Annotated in this window: 14 protein-coding genes; 10 read left to right on the top strand and 4 right to left on the bottom strand. The window is 68.6% G+C overall.

Going from position 1 to position 15,094, the window contains the following annotated elements; all coding sequences use genetic code 11:
* The first annotated feature begins 94 nt into the window (after positions 1-94).
* Positions 95-337 carry a YgaP-like transmembrane domain gene (locus OU415_RS22325; protein WP_270950966.1) on the top strand — a complete coding sequence of 81 codons (243 nt, stop codon included), beginning with the start codon at positions 95-97 and terminating at the stop codon, positions 335-337.
* A 431-nt stretch (positions 338-768) separates the two neighbouring features.
* Here OU415_RS22325 and OU415_RS22320 read toward each other — a convergent pair whose 3' ends face one another.
* Complete coding sequence (locus OU415_RS22320) at positions 769-1,521, bottom strand: AAA family ATPase (protein ID WP_270950963.1); 753 nt, start codon at positions 1,519-1,521, stop codon at positions 769-771.
* A gap of 418 nt (positions 1,522-1,939) precedes the next feature.
* Between OU415_RS22320 and OU415_RS22315 the strand changes: the two genes are divergently transcribed.
* The 8 genes from OU415_RS22315 (at position 1,940) to OU415_RS22280 (ending at position 10,802) form a co-directional block, all read left to right on the top strand.
* Positions 1,940-2,347 carry an Hsp20/alpha crystallin family protein gene (locus OU415_RS22315; RefSeq protein WP_270950961.1) on the top strand — a complete coding sequence of 136 codons (408 nt, stop codon included), beginning with the start codon at positions 1,940-1,942 and terminating at the stop codon, positions 2,345-2,347.
* A 65-nt stretch (positions 2,348-2,412) separates the two neighbouring features.
* Complete coding sequence (locus tag OU415_RS22310) at positions 2,413-2,784, top strand: CBS domain-containing protein (RefSeq protein ID WP_270950959.1); 372 nt, start codon at positions 2,413-2,415, stop codon at positions 2,782-2,784.
* A gap of 115 nt (positions 2,785-2,899) precedes the next feature.
* On the top strand, positions 2,900-4,672 hold the full coding sequence (acsA, locus tag OU415_RS22305) for an acetate--CoA ligase (RefSeq protein WP_270950957.1): 1,773 nt from the start codon (positions 2,900-2,902) through the stop codon (positions 4,670-4,672).
* Positions 4,669-5,655 carry a pyruvate dehydrogenase (acetyl-transferring) E1 component subunit alpha gene (pdhA, locus tag OU415_RS22300; RefSeq protein ID WP_270950955.1) on the top strand — a complete coding sequence of 329 codons (987 nt, stop codon included), beginning with the start codon at positions 4,669-4,671 and terminating at the stop codon, positions 5,653-5,655. Before acsA ends, pdhA begins: the two co-directional genes overlap by 4 nt.
* Positions 5,656-5,787: 132 nt before the next feature.
* Complete coding sequence (locus tag OU415_RS22295; RefSeq protein ID WP_270950954.1) at positions 5,788-6,768, top strand: alpha-ketoacid dehydrogenase subunit beta; 981 nt, start codon at positions 5,788-5,790, stop codon at positions 6,766-6,768.
* Positions 6,769-6,784: 16 nt separating this feature from the next.
* On the top strand, positions 6,785-8,053 hold the full coding sequence (locus OU415_RS22290; RefSeq protein WP_270950953.1) for a 2-oxo acid dehydrogenase subunit E2: 1,269 nt from the start codon (positions 6,785-6,787) through the stop codon (positions 8,051-8,053).
* On the top strand, positions 8,053-8,310 hold the full coding sequence (locus OU415_RS22285; protein ID WP_270950951.1) for an acyl carrier protein: 258 nt from the start codon (positions 8,053-8,055) through the stop codon (positions 8,308-8,310). Before OU415_RS22290 ends, OU415_RS22285 begins: the two co-directional genes overlap by 1 nt.
* Positions 8,311-8,456: 146 nt before the next feature.
* Positions 8,457-10,802 (top strand): heavy metal translocating P-type ATPase, encoded by a 2,346-nt coding sequence (locus tag OU415_RS22280; RefSeq protein WP_270950949.1) that lies wholly within the window; start codon positions 8,457-8,459, stop codon positions 10,800-10,802.
* A 98-nt stretch (positions 10,803-10,900) separates the two neighbouring features.
* On the opposite strand, the gene OU415_RS22275 is transcribed toward OU415_RS22280, so the two are convergent.
* From OU415_RS22275 to OU415_RS22265, 3 genes are all read right to left on the bottom strand, one after another.
* Positions 10,901-11,740: a universal stress protein gene (locus OU415_RS22275; RefSeq protein ID WP_270950948.1), complete on the bottom strand. Its 840-nt coding sequence runs from the start codon at positions 11,738-11,740 to the stop codon at positions 10,901-10,903.
* Positions 11,741-11,840: 100 nt separating this feature from the next.
* Entirely contained in the window at positions 11,841-13,181 is a 1,341-nt protein-coding gene (locus OU415_RS22270) for a phosphoribosyltransferase family protein (protein WP_270950946.1), read from the bottom strand.
* A gap of 161 nt (positions 13,182-13,342) precedes the next feature.
* Complete coding sequence (locus tag OU415_RS22265; protein ID WP_270950944.1) at positions 13,343-14,221, bottom strand: universal stress protein; 879 nt, start codon at positions 14,219-14,221, stop codon at positions 13,343-13,345.
* Between the two features lie 676 nt (positions 14,222-14,897).
* Here OU415_RS22265 and OU415_RS22260 point away from each other — a divergent pair.
* On the top strand, positions 14,898-15,086 hold the full coding sequence (locus tag OU415_RS22260; protein WP_270950943.1) for a ubiquitin-like protein Pup: 189 nt from the start codon (positions 14,898-14,900) through the stop codon (positions 15,084-15,086).
* The last annotated feature ends 8 nt before the right edge of the window (positions 15,087-15,094 follow it).

Genomic DNA, 15,094 nt, shown 5'->3' with positions numbered 1-15,094 from the left:
GCGCGTCGCCCGGCCTCCGAGTAGCCAGGGCCGTTCGCCTCTACTGGCCGGCTCGGCCCCGCTAACGCTGGGGCTGTACGCCAGGGAGGTACCCATGAGGCGCCCCGTTCTGAACATCACCCCGCCGGAGCGAGTCGGTCGTGTCGTGGTCGGCCTTGCCGCGATCCTCGCGGGTGCGCTGCTGTTGACGTCGACCTCCGGGCTCCTTGCGATCGCCCTGGACATCCTGCTGGCACTGGCGGGAGCCGATCTCGCAGTCACCGGTGCACTGGGACATTGCCCGCTGTACCGCAGTCTCGGCTACACCCCGGCCTCGCTGGAACACAGAACGCCATAAGGCGTCCCTTGCCGAACCCGGAATCAGTGGGTGCACCCCGCGAGTCCAGTTGTCGTTGTGGAGGCTTGCGATGACCAGCTCGTCTGGCCCCGAGCATGGCACCGGCGGCAAGCACCGCGGGTGGCACCACTGGATGATGATCGTCTGCTGCCTCCCGATGCTGGCGATCGCCCTCAATTCACTCCACATAGGACAGAGCTTTGCACCGTCGAGATCACCACGGGCCCGCACTTGGCTTCATTCCGCATCAAAGTCGGCCGATGACGGCCATGTCCAGGGGTTCAATCCCCCGGCGACTGGGCCACCACGAGTCGGCAGCAGGCACTTGGGATCGGATCTTCAACTTCTTCCACCGTCACCTGCTGGATCCAGCGCCCCCGGCGGAAATCTCCCCTCCCGAGAACCCGAAGACCTGCTGATGCCGCCCGCAATCAGGGTTCCAGTGCTTCGCAGGCTTCGGATACTGCTGTGTCCGGGCGCCCCGAGGTGTCGATGCGGGTTGCTTGGGGCCAGACCGCGAATTGACGTGCCATGCGCGCAGCGATCTCCGCTGTCGCATCCGAGGCGTCGTCAGTTCTGGCGGTGATGCGGGCTTCGCTGATCTCGGCCGGCGCAACGCAGTGCAACTCGGACGGTGCGGCAGATATTTCGCGCGCCACCGCCCTGGCCGCTTCGCGTTCCTCGGCATTGCTCCATCTCGCGTCCAGCACCACGTTCTCCCCGTGCGCGAGCAGAGTCCGGGCGCGCGTGAGCATTTCGCTGTAGGTGCCGTGGACGTTGTCGCTGTCGTACAGGCCTCGTCCGCATCCCGCATGTGCGGCGAGCTGAGCAGCACCGGGGAGCTCGCGGCGGAGCTGGTCGGTGCGGAGCATGACAGCGCACACGCGATCGGCCAGCGCGCCGGCCACGGTCGTCTTACCCGTTCCCGGAAGCCCACCCACCAGGACCAGCCTGATCTGCGCGGTGCGCAGGTGGCGCAGGGCGATGGCGGTCAGAGCCACCGCGTCCGCTGCCGCATCCGCCCCCTGCGCACATCGCAGGCACGCGACCTTCGCGCGGACGAACGCCCGGTAGGCCACGTAGTGGTGGGCCAGGGATGTGGTGCTGCGGGACGCGGAGAATTCGCGGTACCAGGACAGGAAGTCCGCCGCGAGATCGGCGGAACCGAGCCGCTCCAGATCCATCGCCTTTCCGACACCGCCCGGTGCGACGAAGGGCGCTCGTGACGCTCCAGTTCTGGGCTTCATCTGGCATCTCCCGAAGTCGATCGCGGAGCTGGCAGGAAACTGCGAATTCGGGTGGGTACCGAGTACGGTGTCACATACCGCAAGACGCGCCCGCCGAGCGCAGCGCAGGTAACGCAACTACTCACCGAGCAAGCCCGTTCAAGGCCTCCCCTCACCTCGACCGTACGGCTGCGCCGAGGTCGCACAACTCGGGATTCCACCTGGTATCCCAGCTCATCTCAGCGCCAACGGTTTCTCGCTCAGCCCGATCGGCATGCCCACTGCTCGTCTGGCGGGAACGGGCCGGTCGGCCCTAGCCCCCGGTGCTTGCCTGACGGACGCTGAGTCCAGGCACCTTTCGCCTCGGGAGGACATCATGACCAGCTTGCAGCCCCGATCTGGCCTGGGCCTGCCGGACATCTTCCAGATGTTCGAAACCGAGTGGCCCTTCGGCGAACGCCACACGATGCGGGTGGAGGCCTACACCGAGAAGGACGAGTTCGTGGTCCGGTGCGAACTTCCCGGTGTGGACCCCGACAAGGACATCCACATCAACGTCGAAGGCAACCAGCTCAAGATCAACGCCGAACGCAAGCACGAAGAACGTTCGGAACGCCACAGCGAGTTCCACTACGGCAGGTTCAGCCGCACCCTGCTGCTGCCGACCAACTGCAACACCGACGACGTCAAAGCCGAATACGAGGCGGGCATCCTCACCATCCGCATGCCACGCCGAGAAGCCGAGGCGCGCAAGGAGATCCCGGTGGCCCGCAAAGGGCAGTGACCGGACGCCCGCCGCCCAGCCCGGACGACCGCTCGCCCAACCACCGGCTGAAGGGGAGGGAAGCCGTGCGAGTCGATGAAGTCTTCCACGTCGGGACGTTGACCTGCGAGGCATCGGATCCGCTCGCCGAAGTGGCCCGGAAGATGACAGATGATCACGTCGGAGCCCTCGCCGTGCTGGACAACGAACGGATCGTCGGCATCATCTCCGAGCGCGACGTGGTCCGGGCGATCGCGGAACGAGCTGATCCGCAGGAGTCGACGGCCCTCTCGTTCGCCACCCAGCAGCTCGAAACAGCGACCGTCAGCGACGACACCAAGGACGTCGCACGCCGGATGCTCGACGCCGGAGTCCGCCACCTGCCGGTGAAGCAAGGGCACATGGTCATCGGCGTCATCTCCATGCGCGACCTCCTCGCGATCGAAACATGGCTCTGACGATGACCCGCCGGAACTCCCTCGGTAGCGCGTCCATCCCGTGAGTGCCGTTGTCCTCTAGCGACCGGGCAGGCTGCGGGATTACCTGGTCACGAGGACGGGGAGAGGGGACGTGATGCGGTGGGCGCCCATCAGCAAGCCATGTGAGCTGAGCGCCCGGCCGAACCTCGGTGATTACGAGCAGGCCCGGGCTGAGTTCGACTGGGCAACGGCTCGCTCCCAGCTCTCCGGCCTGCCCGGTGGGCGAGGGCTGAACATCGCTCACGAAGCCGTGGACCGGCACGCCGCTGGCGTACGAGCGCAAGCCACGGCCCTGCGTTGCGTGGACAAGCAAGACCAGGTGACGGAGATCGACTACGCCGAGTTGCGGGACCAGACCGGCAAGTTCGCCAACGTGCTGCGCGAGCACGGCGTCCAACGGGGCGAACGCGTGTTCACCCTCCTAGGACGCGTCCCAGCGCTGTACACCGCAGCGCTCGGAACCCTGAAGGCCGACTGCGTTCTCGCGCCGTTGTTCTCCGCCTTCGGCCCGCAGCCGGTGTTCGACCGGCTGCGGATCGGCGGCGGTGCCGTGCTGGTCACCACCTACCGCCTGTACCGGAACAAGATCCGGCAACTCCGCTCGGCCCTGCCAGACCTCCGGCATGTCTTCCTGGTGGGCGAGCCCACCGCCGAGCCCGGAACCACCGACTTGGCCGATGCCCTCGCACATGCCGATCCCGCCTTCGACATCCCGTCGACATCCCTGGAGGACTGGGCGTTGCTGCACTTCACCAGCGGCACCACCGGAGCCCCCAAGGGCGCGGTGCACGTCCACGAAGCGGTGGTCGCCCACCACACCACCGCAGCGCAGGCGCTCGACCTGCGACCGGATGACGTGTTCTGGTGCACCGCGGATCCGGGATGGGTCACCGGTACCTCGTACGGGATCATCGCGCCCTTGACGCATGGGGCGACCGTGGTCAGTGATGAAGGTGAGTTCGACGCGCGGCGCTGGTACCACGTGCTCGCCGAGCAACGCGTCACCGTCTGGTACACCGCCCCGACCGCGCTGCGGATGTTGATGCGGCACGGACCCGAACTGGCGTCCCGCTACGACCTGTCCGCCCTGCGCTACATCGCCAGCGTCGGCGAACCGCTCAATCCCGAAGTCGTCGTGTGGGGCCAGGAAGTGCTGGGACTGCCGGTCCACGACAACTGGTGGCAGACGGAGACCGGCGCAATCATGATCAGCAACTACCCGAGCGAGGAGATCCGGCCAGGGTCCATGGGGCGCCCGGTGCCCGGGATCGACGCAGCCCTGCTGGAACGCGGCGAGGACGGTCGCGCACTCGTCCACGGCGGCGAGGTTCGAGAACTGACCGGTGCCGACGTCGAGGGAGAACTGGCGCTGCGCCCTGGGTGGCCCTCGATGTTCCGCGGGTACCTGCACGACGAGGCCCGTTACGCCGCCTCCTTCGCCGGCGGTTGGTACCTCACCGGGGACATCGCCGCGCGGGACGCCGACGGCTACTACTGGTTCGTCGGGCGGGCCGACGACGTGATCAAGTCCGCCGGACACCTCGTCGGGCCCTTCGAGGTCGAAAGCGCGCTGATGGAACATCCCGCGGTGGCCGAAGCCGGCGTGATCGGCAAGCCGGACCCGATGGCCGGGGAACTGGTGAAGGCGTTCGTGTCCCTGCGCCCCGGGCACGCCCCGAGCGAAGAGCTGCGCACCGAGCTGCTGGCCTTCGGACGGCGTCAACTCGGTGCCGTGGCCCCCAAGGAGCTCACCTTCGACGACGACCTCCCGCACACCCGCAGCGGCAAGGTCATGCGCAGGCTGCTCAAAGCACGAGAACTCGGGCTGCCGGAAGGCGACCTGTCCACGTTGGAGAAGGCTCGATGAACCGACGAGAGACATCGGCAACCGGCGCGAAGGCCAAGCAGCGCACCGAACTGCTGCGGCAGATGGTGCGGATCCGGCGCTTCGAAGAGCGTTGCGTCGAGCTCTACAGCGCCGCGGAGATCCGCGGATTCATGCACCTCTACATCGGCGAGGAAGCCGTGGCCGCCGGGCTGATGCAGGCGCTCAGCCCCGACGACGCCGTGGTGTCGACCTATCGCGAACACGGTCATGCCCTGGCTCGTGGTGTGCCGATGGTCTCGGTGATGGCCGAGATGTTCGGCCGAACCACCGGGTGCAGCCGTGGCCGCGGCGGGTCGATGCACCTCTTCGACGTCTCCCGCCGGTTCTACGGCGGCAACGCCATCGTCGGCGGCGGGCTGCCGATCGCCGTCGGGCTCGCGCTCGCCGATGCCATGCGCGACCGGCCGCAGGTCACCGCATGCCTGTTCGGCGACGGCGCAGTCGCCGAAGGTGAGTTCCACGAATGCCTGAACCTCGCCGCGCTGTGGCGGCTTCCGGTCCTGTTCAGCTGCGAGAACAACCTCTACGCCATGGGCACCGCACTGGCCAGAGCACAGGCCGAAACCGATCTGGCGCTGCGAGCGAGCTCCTACGGAATGCCGTCATGGGCCGTCGACGGCATGGACGTCGAAGCAGTAGCGGCTGCGGGGAACCGCGCGGTGGAGACCATGCGCGCCAGCCCGGGGCCGTGCTTCCTGGAACTGCGGACCTACCGGTTCCGGGCGCACTCGATGTACGACGCCGAACGCTACCGGGACAAGGCCGAGGTCGAGCAGTGGAAGCAGCTCGACCCGATCGACCGGCTCACCGCCCGGATGCGCACCGACGGCGACCTCGACGACGACGCCCGAGCGACCCTGGACTCCGAGGTGGACGCCGAACTGGACCAGGCAGTGGCCGAAGCCCGCACCGGCCCCCTCGAACCAGCAGCGGACCTGACCCGATTCGTCTACAGCGAGTAGCCCCGTGTCAACCCCGGTCCTGCTCAACCGCACCTCAGAGGAACGTGACGCAAACCAGCCACAAGAAACTGCGGAATGCAAGATCGACACCGAACGCAACCACCACTGTGAATCACGGAGAGGCGGAACTGCATGAGCTCAGCGCAGAGCACTTACCGCGATGCCCTCCGCGAGGCGTTGCGGGATGCGCTGCGCGAAGACGAGCGGGTGTTCCTCATGGGCGAGGACGTCGGCCGCTACGGCGGATGCTTCGCCGTCAGCCTCGGTCTCCTGGAGGAGTTCGGCCCGGAGCGCATTCGGGACACCCCGCTTTCGGAGTCCGCCTTCGTCGGAGCCGGCATCGGCGCGGCCCTGGCCGGGATGCGACCGATCGTCGAGATCATGACCGTCAACTTCAGCCTGCTCGCCCTCGACCAAATCCTCAACAACGCCGCCACCCTGCTGCACATGTCCGGCGGCCAGCTCAACGTTCCGCTGGTCATCCGCATGACCACCGGAGCCGGACGCCAGCTCGCCGCCCAGCACTCCCACAGCCTGGAAGGCTGGTACGCCCACATCCCCGGTCTGCGCATCATCGCCCCGGCCACACTCCCCGACGCCCGCGGCATGCTGCGCCCGGCACTCGCCTGCCCGGACCCGGTGCTGATGTTCGAGCACGGCTCGCTCTACAACGCCACCGGCGAGCTCGACGACCCGGCCGAACCCGTCGACATCGACACCGCCGCCCACCGCCGCCACGGAACCGACGTAACACTCATCACCTACGGCGGCACCCTGCCCACAACGCTGACCGCCGCCGAACAACTCGCCGCCGACCACGTCGAGGCGGACATCATCGACCTGCGCACGCTGCGCCCGCTGGACGAGCCGACCATCCTCGACTCGGTACGCCGCACCCACCGCGCGGTCGTGATCGACGAGGGGTGGCGCAGCGGCAGCCTCTCCGCCGAGATCACCGCCCGCATCACCGAGCACTGCTTCTACGACCTCGACGCCCCGGTCGAGCGGGTGTGCAGCGCCGAGGTACCGATGCCCTACGCCAAGCACCTCGAAGAAGCCGCACTTCCGCAACCCGAGGACGTGGTGGCCGCCGCGCGACGGGCGGTGAGCTGACGTGGCGGAATTCCGGATGCCGTCACTCGGCGCGGACATGGACCAGGGCACCCTCGTCGAATGGCTCGTCCGGCCCGGCGACACCGTCCACAAAGGAGACCTGATCGCGGCGGTGGACACGCAGAAGGCCATCATCGAAGTCGAATGCTTCGACACCGGCGTCATCGACCGCCTGCTCGTGGAGCCAGGTCAGACGGTGCCGGTCGGTGCCCCCATGGCGGTCATCTCCGGCGGCGCGCAGGGAGCCCCGGCCGGTCCCGCACCACCCGAACCTGCCGCCGAACCGCCACCTCACCGGCCGATCGCCACTCCCCCGGTGCGCAAGCTCGCCGCCCAGCACGGGGTCGATCTTGCGTCGATCCGCGGCACCGGACATCACGGCGCCATCACCCACGCCGACGTCGAGGCAGTCATCCACCACGCCGAACCGCCCGCCGGCCCCGGGGCGGGCGAACGCCAGCGGATCTCCCCTTACGCCCGGCGCTTGGCCGTCGAGCTCGGCGTCGATCCCGGTCTGCTGACCGGAACCGGCGCCAATGGCGCCGTGCTGGCGCGTGACGTCCGCGCCGCAGCACCTCAACCGCCGACCGCACCGGCACGATCGCAGACCGCCGAGCGGGACACCGACGCCATGCGACATGCCATCGCAGCGCTGATGAGCAAGTCGAAGCGCGAAATCCCCCACTACTACCTCACCAACACCATCGACCTCGGTGACGCCCTCGAGTGGCTCCACGAGCGCAATCGCCACGTCGAGGTGGCAAACCGGATCGTGCCTGCCGCACTGCTGCTCAAGGCCGGCGCGCTGGCCGCTCGTCAGGTACCCGAGCTCAACGGGCACTGGATCGACGACCGCTTCCGGCCCGCCGAACCGGTGCACCTCGGAGTGGCCGTTTCCCTGCACGGCGGCGGTCTGCTCACCCCCACCATCGCCGACGCCGCCCAGCTGTCCCTCCCCGACGTCATGCGGCGTCTGCGCGAACTGGTCTCCCGGGCCCGCACCGGCCGTCTGCGCTCGTCGGACACCACGCCGGCCACGATCACCGCGACCAACCTCGGCGAACTCGGCGCGGAATCCGTTCAAGGCGTGATCTACCCACCGCAAGTCGCGCTGGTCGGATTCGGCTCCATCGTCAGACGCCCGTGGGCGGTCGGCGAGCTCATCGGCATCCGGCCCGTGGTCACCGCGACTCTCTCCGGCGACCACCGAGCCACCGACGGCGCCACCGGCGCCCGCTACCTCGCCGCCGTCGAGAAGTTCCTGCAACACCCGGAGAATCTGTGATGCCCCCACCGATCACACCCGACCACGCACGCGAGATGGTGCACGGCGCGCTCCGCAAAGCCGCACCCGGAGCCGACCTCGACAACCTGGAGGACCACGAAGAGTTCCGCGAAGCACTGGAACTGGACTCGCTGGACTTCCTCAACTTCGTCGAAGCCCTCGGCAACACCGCCGGTACCCGCATCGACGAAGACGACTACGACAAGCTCACCACGACCGCATCGGCGGTGGAGTTCCTGACCGCGCTCCCATCGTGAACTCCCGGCAGGAGCACCCGCAAAGACAACATCGGGGCCATTCGACTCTCACCTGCGCACATACCGAGCCCCACAGTGGCAGCATCGAACGGCTACGAGGAGCCGCGGATGCGACCTGAACCGCCGTTCCGCAGAGAGACTTCGGCATGCCGGAATCGCCTTCACCACATGACCCGCGAAACGCAGCACTGCGCATCCGGCGTTGGTTCGAACCGGCCCTGCTCGTAGTCACGGTCGGTGCATTGCTGGTGGGCGGCCTCGCTTGGGCAGCCGGTGCCACCAGCACAGCTGACGCGGCGTGGATGGTCGGCACTGCGGTCGCGATCGTGCCCGCGCTGGCCTGGATGATTCACGCGTTGCGGCGAGGCCGCACCGGCGTCGACCTCATCGCAGTGCTCTCCCTCGGCGGCACCCTCGCCGTGCACGAATACCTCGCCGGATCGCTGGTAGCGGTCATGCTGGCCACTGGGCAGGCATTGGACTCCGCAGCGCAACACCGGGCGTCCCACGACCTGCGCGCGCTGTTGGAGCGCGCACCCCGATTCGCCCATCGCCGGACCAGCGGTGGGCTCGAGACCGTACCCGTGGAACAAGTGCACATCGGCGATGTTCTGCAGGTGAACCCTGGTGAAGTGGTGCCGGTGGACGGTCTCGTCCGCGACGGCGCCGCGGTCCTCGACGAGGCGGTGTTGACCGGCGAACCCACACCCGTCGAACGCGCCGCCGAAGATCCCGTGCGCAGCGGTGCGGTCAACGCCGGCTCCGCGTTCGAGCTGCGGGCCGGTACAAGCGCAGCAGGGAGCACTTACTCCGGAATCGTGCGGCTGGCACAGCAGGCAAGCGCCGAGCGCGCACCCGTCGTCCGGCTCGCCGACAGGTACGCGACGTGGTTCCTCCCACTGGCGATGCTCCTGGCCGGTGCGGCATGGCTGATCACCGGAACCGCCGTCGGAGCCGTCTCGGTGCTGGTGGTCGCGACACCATGTCCCCTCCTGCTAGCCGTACCGGTGGCCATCGTGTCCGGCATGTCCCGTGCCTCCCGGATCGGCGTGATCATCCGCGACGGCGCAGCATTGGAGAACCTCGGCTGCGCCAGCACCGCGATCCTGGACAAGACAGGCACCTTGACCGCTGGCAGGCCTGCCGTCATCGAAATCACCACCGCACCGACGAACACCCCTCGCGAAGTGCTCAGGTTGGCTGCCTCGCTGGACCAGGCTTCCCCGCACGTGCTCGCCGAAGCCATCGTGATGCACGCCCGCAGGCAGAACCTCGCGTTGACCGAACCACGCGAGGCCTCGGAGCAACCCGGCCGGGGTATGAGCGGCATCGTCGACGGCAAACGCGTGGAGGTCGGGAAGCTCGCGCTGCCCGAGGAGAAGCCCCGCTGGGTCTCCGCTGCGCTCAACCGAGCCGTGCTCGACGCAGCAGCCATCGCCTGGGTCAGCTGCGAAGGAGACTTGCAGGGCGCAGTACTGCTGCGCGACCCGGTCCGCAACGACGCCCCCAGGACCCTCAAGCGACTGCGACGAGCCGGCTTGCACCGACTGGTCATGCTCACCGGCGATCGCGCCGAGCCTGCTCGGGAAGTCGCCACCGTGCTCGGACTGGACTGGGTCCACGCGGAACGAACACCAGCGGGAAAAGTGGCCTGCGTGCGAGACGAAACCACGAGGGCCACCACCATCATGGTCGGCGACGGGGTCAACGACGCCCCTGCTCTGGCAGCCGCGACGGTTGGTGTCGCGATGGGTGCCCGGGGCGCAACCGCATCATCGGAAGCCGCCGACGTCGTACTCACCACCGACCGGCTCGACCGCCTCGCCGACGCCATGAGCATTGCCAGACGTGCACGAGGCATCGCCGTGCAGAGCGCAGCCATCGGCATGTGCCTGTCGATCATCGCCATGGGCTTCGCCGCCTTCGGCCGGCTCCCACCGGCGGCGGGCGCACTGCTGCAAGAAGGCATCGACATCACGGTCATCACCAACGCACTGCGCGCACTCGGACGCGGACGGCGCGACGAGCCCGCAGTGCCGCCATCGACCGAGGACCTCCTTAACCACTTCGCCTCTCAGCAGCAGAAACTCCGCGAAACCCTGCACCTGGTCCGCGACACCGCCGACCTCGTCTCCGCGGACCCCACCTCGGCGAAGGCGCTCACGTCACTGCTCCAGACGCGCGAATTCCTGAACCGGCGGCTGCTCCCGCACGAACATGCGGAAGAAGCGCAGCTCTACCCCGCCCTGGCCGGGCTCCTGGGGAGTCCGGACGCCACCGCGACCATGAGCCGCATGCACGCGGAGATCGACCGGCTCAGCCGGAGACTGGGAACCCACGCCGAGCAGGCCGAGTCGCACGGCCACATCACCAGCGAGCAGGCCCAGGACCTCCTGGCCACTCTCTACGGCCTGTACGCGGTCCTCCGCCTGCACTTCGCGCAGGAGGAGGAGAACTACTTCGCCCTCGCCGACCCCGACCGCACGCCCTGACCACGCGGACGCTGCGGCACCCGCTACTCGTTCGCGGCGATCGGACCGGGGGCTATCAGCTTGCCGCCAGCGGATCCACGTTCAGTGTCCGGCCCGACTCATGCGACGCCGAGACTTCGGACGATCGCCACCGGGCTGTCGACGTGGTGCAGCACTCCACTGGCCACCGAACCCAGCAACAAGCGCTGGAACCCGCCAAGACCGCGATGGCCGACCACGAGCAACTGGGCGTGCAGCGCGGCAGAGGTCAGTTCTTCGACCGGATGGCCGAAGCGGACATCGCCGCGAACCTCGACGTTCGGGTACTTCTCACGCCACTCGCCGAGCTCGTCGGCCAATTCGCGCTGCGCATCGTCCAAGCTGAAAAGGGAAACGCCCGGCGGGCTTTCCGCCCAGGAGTACTCAGCGTTGATCGGCCGCCACACCCGCACCGCCACCAGGTCGTTCCTCCGCGCAGAAGCGGTCTCGAAGGCGAAGCGCAGGGCCGCCCGGCTCGGTTCGGATCCGTCCACCCCCACCACCACGGGTCCGGTGGTGAAGGTGCTGCGGGCGTCGTGAACGACGACCACCGGACAGCGGGCGTGCATTGCCACCGCAGAGCTCACGGAACCCAGCACCGCTTCAGCGACACGACCGCGCCCCCGCGATCCGATCACGAGCAGTTGCGCATTCCCGGAGGCCCAGAGCAGTTCTTCGATGGGACGGCCGTGCCGGATCTCCTCGAAGATCTCCGCACGAGGACGCTCGCTGCGGCACCGGTCCGCCGCGTCCGACAGGAACTCCCACACCTCCTCGTCCGCGCCCTCTTGCGTGACCGCCACCAGCCGAAGCGGCGCATCCCGGAGGTCGGCCTCCTCGCTCGCCCACAACGCGGCCACCGACGACTGCTCGGAACCGTCCACTCCCGCCAGCACCGGCAGGCCCTGTTTCGGCGTCATGACACGACCACTCCATTCGTTCCGCCGGGCAGCCGCCTACCTGCTGTGTACCCAGGTCCAGCAAGCCTGCTCTGCTGCAACCGCCCGGGATGATGAAGCGTCAGAGGATGGGTTGTCTGGCCGGTGTGAGGTGGTCGATGAACCAGTCCCGGGCCAGTCCTGCGGCTTGGTCGAGAGTTCCTTCCTCTTCGAAGAGGTGGGTCGCGCCAGGCACGATCGCCAGCCGGTTCTCGCACCTGAGCAGCGCTCGGGCTTGCTGGTTGAGCCCGATGACCGCGTCGTCGCGACCACCGACGATCAACAAGGTCGGTGCCCGGACTTCGGCCAGGCGCTCGGCAGCCAGGTCGGGCCGCCCGCCGCGGGAGACGACAGCGGCCACCCCGGTGGGGTCTTCGGCAGCGGCCCACAACGCGGCGGCAGCGCCGGTGCTGGCGCCGAAGTAGCCGATGCCCAGGCCGTCGGTCTCCGGCTGGGTGCGCAGCCATTCGGTCACCTCGACCAGCCGGTGCCCCAGCAGTTCGATGTCGAACACGTTCGCCCGGTCGAGCTCCTCGTTCCGGTCGAGCAGGTCGAACAGCAAGGTCCCCAGCCCGGCCCGGTTGAGGATCCCGGCGACGTACCGGTTGCGCGGACTGTGCCGGCTGCTGCCGCTGCCGTGCGCGAAAACGACGACCCCCTCGGCGCGCTCCGCTTCGGGCACTGTGAGGTGCCCGGCCAGCCGCACCCGCCCGGCCTGGACCCGCACCTCCTCATCCCGCATCCACACGTCGGGATCCACCGCAGGGCCACCAGCCGAAGCCGGATGGGTCCGCGCCGCTCGGTGGAGCAGATCCAGGACCTCCGCATCCGAGGTTTGCGCGAAGTTCGCGTACCACTGCCCGATCGCCACGAAGCGCTCCGGCGCTTCCAAGCACACCAACTCGTCGACGACATCACCAAGCCCGTCCAACGCATCAGGTGCCCCGACTGGCACGGCCAGGACCACGCGCTCAGCCCCGTTCGCGCGGGCTATCCGGCAGGCCGCCGCAGCGGTGGAACCGGTCGCGACCCCGTCGTCGACCACGACTGCGGTCCGCCCCGACAGTTGCTCCGGCGCGCGCCCGCGGCGGAAGTGCTGCGCGCGCAACTCCAGCTCGGCGCGCTCCCGCTCCTCGACGCCGGCCAGCTCCCCGCGAGTGATCCCAGCCCGCCGGACGACGTCGTCGTTGACGACGCGAACACCTCCTTCACCGATCGCCCCCATCCCCAGTTCCGGGTGGAAGGGCACCCCCAGCTTCCGCACCACGATCACGTCCAGCGGCGCGTCCAGCTCCCGGGCCACTTCGAACGCGACCGGAACACCGCCTCGAGGTAGCCCGAGCACCACGACCTCGGGCCCCCTCAGATAGCGCAACTTCTTGCCCAGCCGCCGTCCTGCTTCCCTGCGATCGACGAACGGCATGACCTCCACCCCCAAGAGCTCCCGGAGTTCGGCGTGATGTCGGGTCCTTCCGACACGTTCCCCCCTCGTGCTCCGGCCGAACCAGGGCCGACCGACCTCTTGCCCGGCATGCCCGGAGTGCTGAAGGTTGCGTCAGCGCGACCACGCGAGCATCGGGTCCTCTATCCGCGCAGAACCGCGACACTGCACGGTGCGGCGTGCACCACGGCGTGGCTGACCGAGCCCGGCACGGCCCGGCGGCCCAGGCCCCTCCCATGACTACCGACCACCAGCAACCCGGCGTCCCGCGACACGTCGACGAGCGCTCGTGCGGGACGCTGATCCCTGACCACTTCCTGCACCGCGACATCCGGGTGCCGTTCCGCGCAGCCGGCCAAGGAGCGCGACAGCAGCTCTGAGGCTTCCCAGCGCGCCGCATCACGATCAACAGCCCAGTCCTGCACGTGGTCCAGCGGCAGATCGCTCCAGGCGTGCACCGCGACCAGTCGGCACCTGTGCCGGGCAGCGAAGTCGAAGGCGAAGTCAACCGCCCGGACGCTGTTCTGCGATCCGTCCACGCCGACGACGACATCCCGGGCCTCCTGCCCGATCTGCTCCTCGCCGCGGGTGATGACGACCGGCGAACCCTTCTGGCGGGTAAGCAAGTCGGCAGCTGTCGAACCGACCAGCTCCAGATCCGGGCTGCCGATACCTGACGACCCCAGCACGAGCAGCTCGGCGTGCTCGGATATCCCCGCCAGCACCTCGACCGGGTCGCCCGAGAGCAGCTCGGTGCGCACTTCCAACCCGGGCGCGATCTGGACGCACTGCTCCACGACCGCGTTCAACTCCAGGCCTATGGCCCGTTGCAGCGGATCGCGCGGTTCCGAGCCGCCCGGCAGGCGAGATCTGGCGAGTTCCAGCAGCGGACGGGGGAACACGTGCACGAGGAGGAGCGTTCGACGCCTGCTGGCGGCTTCGCGAGCCGCCCATCTCGCGGCGTGCCGGGACGCCTCGGAAGCATCGAGCCCCACGACGACTTCATGAGCGAACTCCGACATCGAAGGCGCCCTCCCCGGACCGCCGTGCGGTCACATGCTCGGGAGAAGCTCATGAGCGCGACTTGACGCCCAACTCCCGAGTCCGCCGGCGAGGCTTGGGTATGTCGATCGGTTCCGCAGCGAGCACGACGCGGCTCGCTGCCATTGCGCCGGCTTCTTCTGCCAGCACGGCGCAGTAGGCTTCCCCGTAGGCCTCTGGCATGCGCAGTGCCACTGCCCGGCCAGTTCCCGCAGTTTCAAGGTCAATGCGGATCACGGCCACGCCGGAACTCGAGCACCGCGCCCGCCCTGTGCACAGCAGCCAAGCCACCAAGGGACTTCCTGGAGGACCGACCTCCACCTCCACCCGTACGACTCGCCCCAGCCCAGCCTCCTCGCTCCTGGCTTCGAACAGCCCCGCGACCGTGCGTCCGGCTGCCTCTGCCGCACCCACGATGTCCGCCCAGTTCCCGTCGAACAGGACGGCGTCGTCCGGATGAGCTCGCGACCGCACAGCCCTCACCGCCAAGGTCGGAACCTGCCTGTCCCCCACTAGACATCGCATGCCTCGTCGGCCCACCGGAGAAGGGCCGAAGGCCCCTGTACCCGATCTGCTGCCGCTTCGAATCCTTGGAAGCACACCGTTCTCGACGGCTCGAGCGTGGAGAACGGGGCACCGATCGCAGGGGGGTGCGCAATGCGACAGGAGAGGCCCCACAAGCACATCCACCACGACGACGACCCGCCCGCCCCCGCGCCGCGTGGTGCGGACCGCCGCCACGAGCTCGACGGCGCCACCGAATCCCTCCTGGACGACATCGATGACGTCCTCGAGGACAACGCCGCCGAGTTCGTTCGCTCTTACGTCCAGAAGGGCGGTCAGTGACACCCGAC

The organism is Saccharopolyspora oryzae, assembly GCF_027853915.1.
Classification (GTDB): domain Bacteria; phylum Actinomycetota; class Actinomycetes; order Mycobacteriales; family Pseudonocardiaceae; genus Saccharopolyspora; species Saccharopolyspora oryzae.
This window is presented reverse-complemented; position numbering and strand designations above follow the sequence as displayed.

What these genes read in the sequence shown, in the direction of transcription:
- OU415_RS22325 (WP_270950966.1), top strand. Translation starts at nt 95, where the DNA reads ATGAGGCGCCCCGTTCTGAACATCACCCCGCCGGAGCGAGTCGGTCGT.
- OU415_RS22320 (WP_270950963.1), bottom strand. Translation starts at nt 1,521, where the DNA reads ATGGATCTGGAGCGGCTCGGTTCCGCCGATCTCGCGGCGGACTTCCTG.
- OU415_RS22315 (WP_270950961.1), top strand. Translation starts at nt 1,940, where the DNA reads ATGACCAGCTTGCAGCCCCGATCTGGCCTGGGCCTGCCGGACATCTTC.
- acsA (WP_270950957.1), top strand. Translation starts at nt 2,900, where the DNA reads ATGCGGTGGGCGCCCATCAGCAAGCCATGTGAGCTGAGCGCCCGGCCG.
- pdhA (WP_270950955.1), top strand. Translation starts at nt 4,669, where the DNA reads ATGAACCGACGAGAGACATCGGCAACCGGCGCGAAGGCCAAGCAGCGC.
- OU415_RS22295 (WP_270950954.1), top strand. Translation starts at nt 5,788, where the DNA reads ATGAGCTCAGCGCAGAGCACTTACCGCGATGCCCTCCGCGAGGCGTTG.
- OU415_RS22290 (WP_270950953.1), top strand. Translation starts at nt 6,785, where the DNA reads ATGCCGTCACTCGGCGCGGACATGGACCAGGGCACCCTCGTCGAATGG.
- OU415_RS22285 (WP_270950951.1), top strand. Translation starts at nt 8,053, where the DNA reads ATGCCCCCACCGATCACACCCGACCACGCACGCGAGATGGTGCACGGC.
- OU415_RS22280 (WP_270950949.1), top strand. Translation starts at nt 8,457, where the DNA reads ATGCCGGAATCGCCTTCACCACATGACCCGCGAAACGCAGCACTGCGC.
- OU415_RS22275 (WP_270950948.1), bottom strand. Translation starts at nt 11,740, where the DNA reads ATGACGCCGAAACAGGGCCTGCCGGTGCTGGCGGGAGTGGACGGTTCC.
- OU415_RS22270 (WP_270950946.1), bottom strand. Translation starts at nt 13,181, where the DNA reads ATGCCGTTCGTCGATCGCAGGGAAGCAGGACGGCGGCTGGGCAAGAAG.
- OU415_RS22265 (WP_270950944.1), bottom strand. Translation starts at nt 14,221, where the DNA reads ATGTCGGAGTTCGCTCATGAAGTCGTCGTGGGGCTCGATGCTTCCGAG.
- OU415_RS22260 (WP_270950943.1), top strand. Translation starts at nt 14,898, where the DNA reads ATGCGACAGGAGAGGCCCCACAAGCACATCCACCACGACGACGACCCG.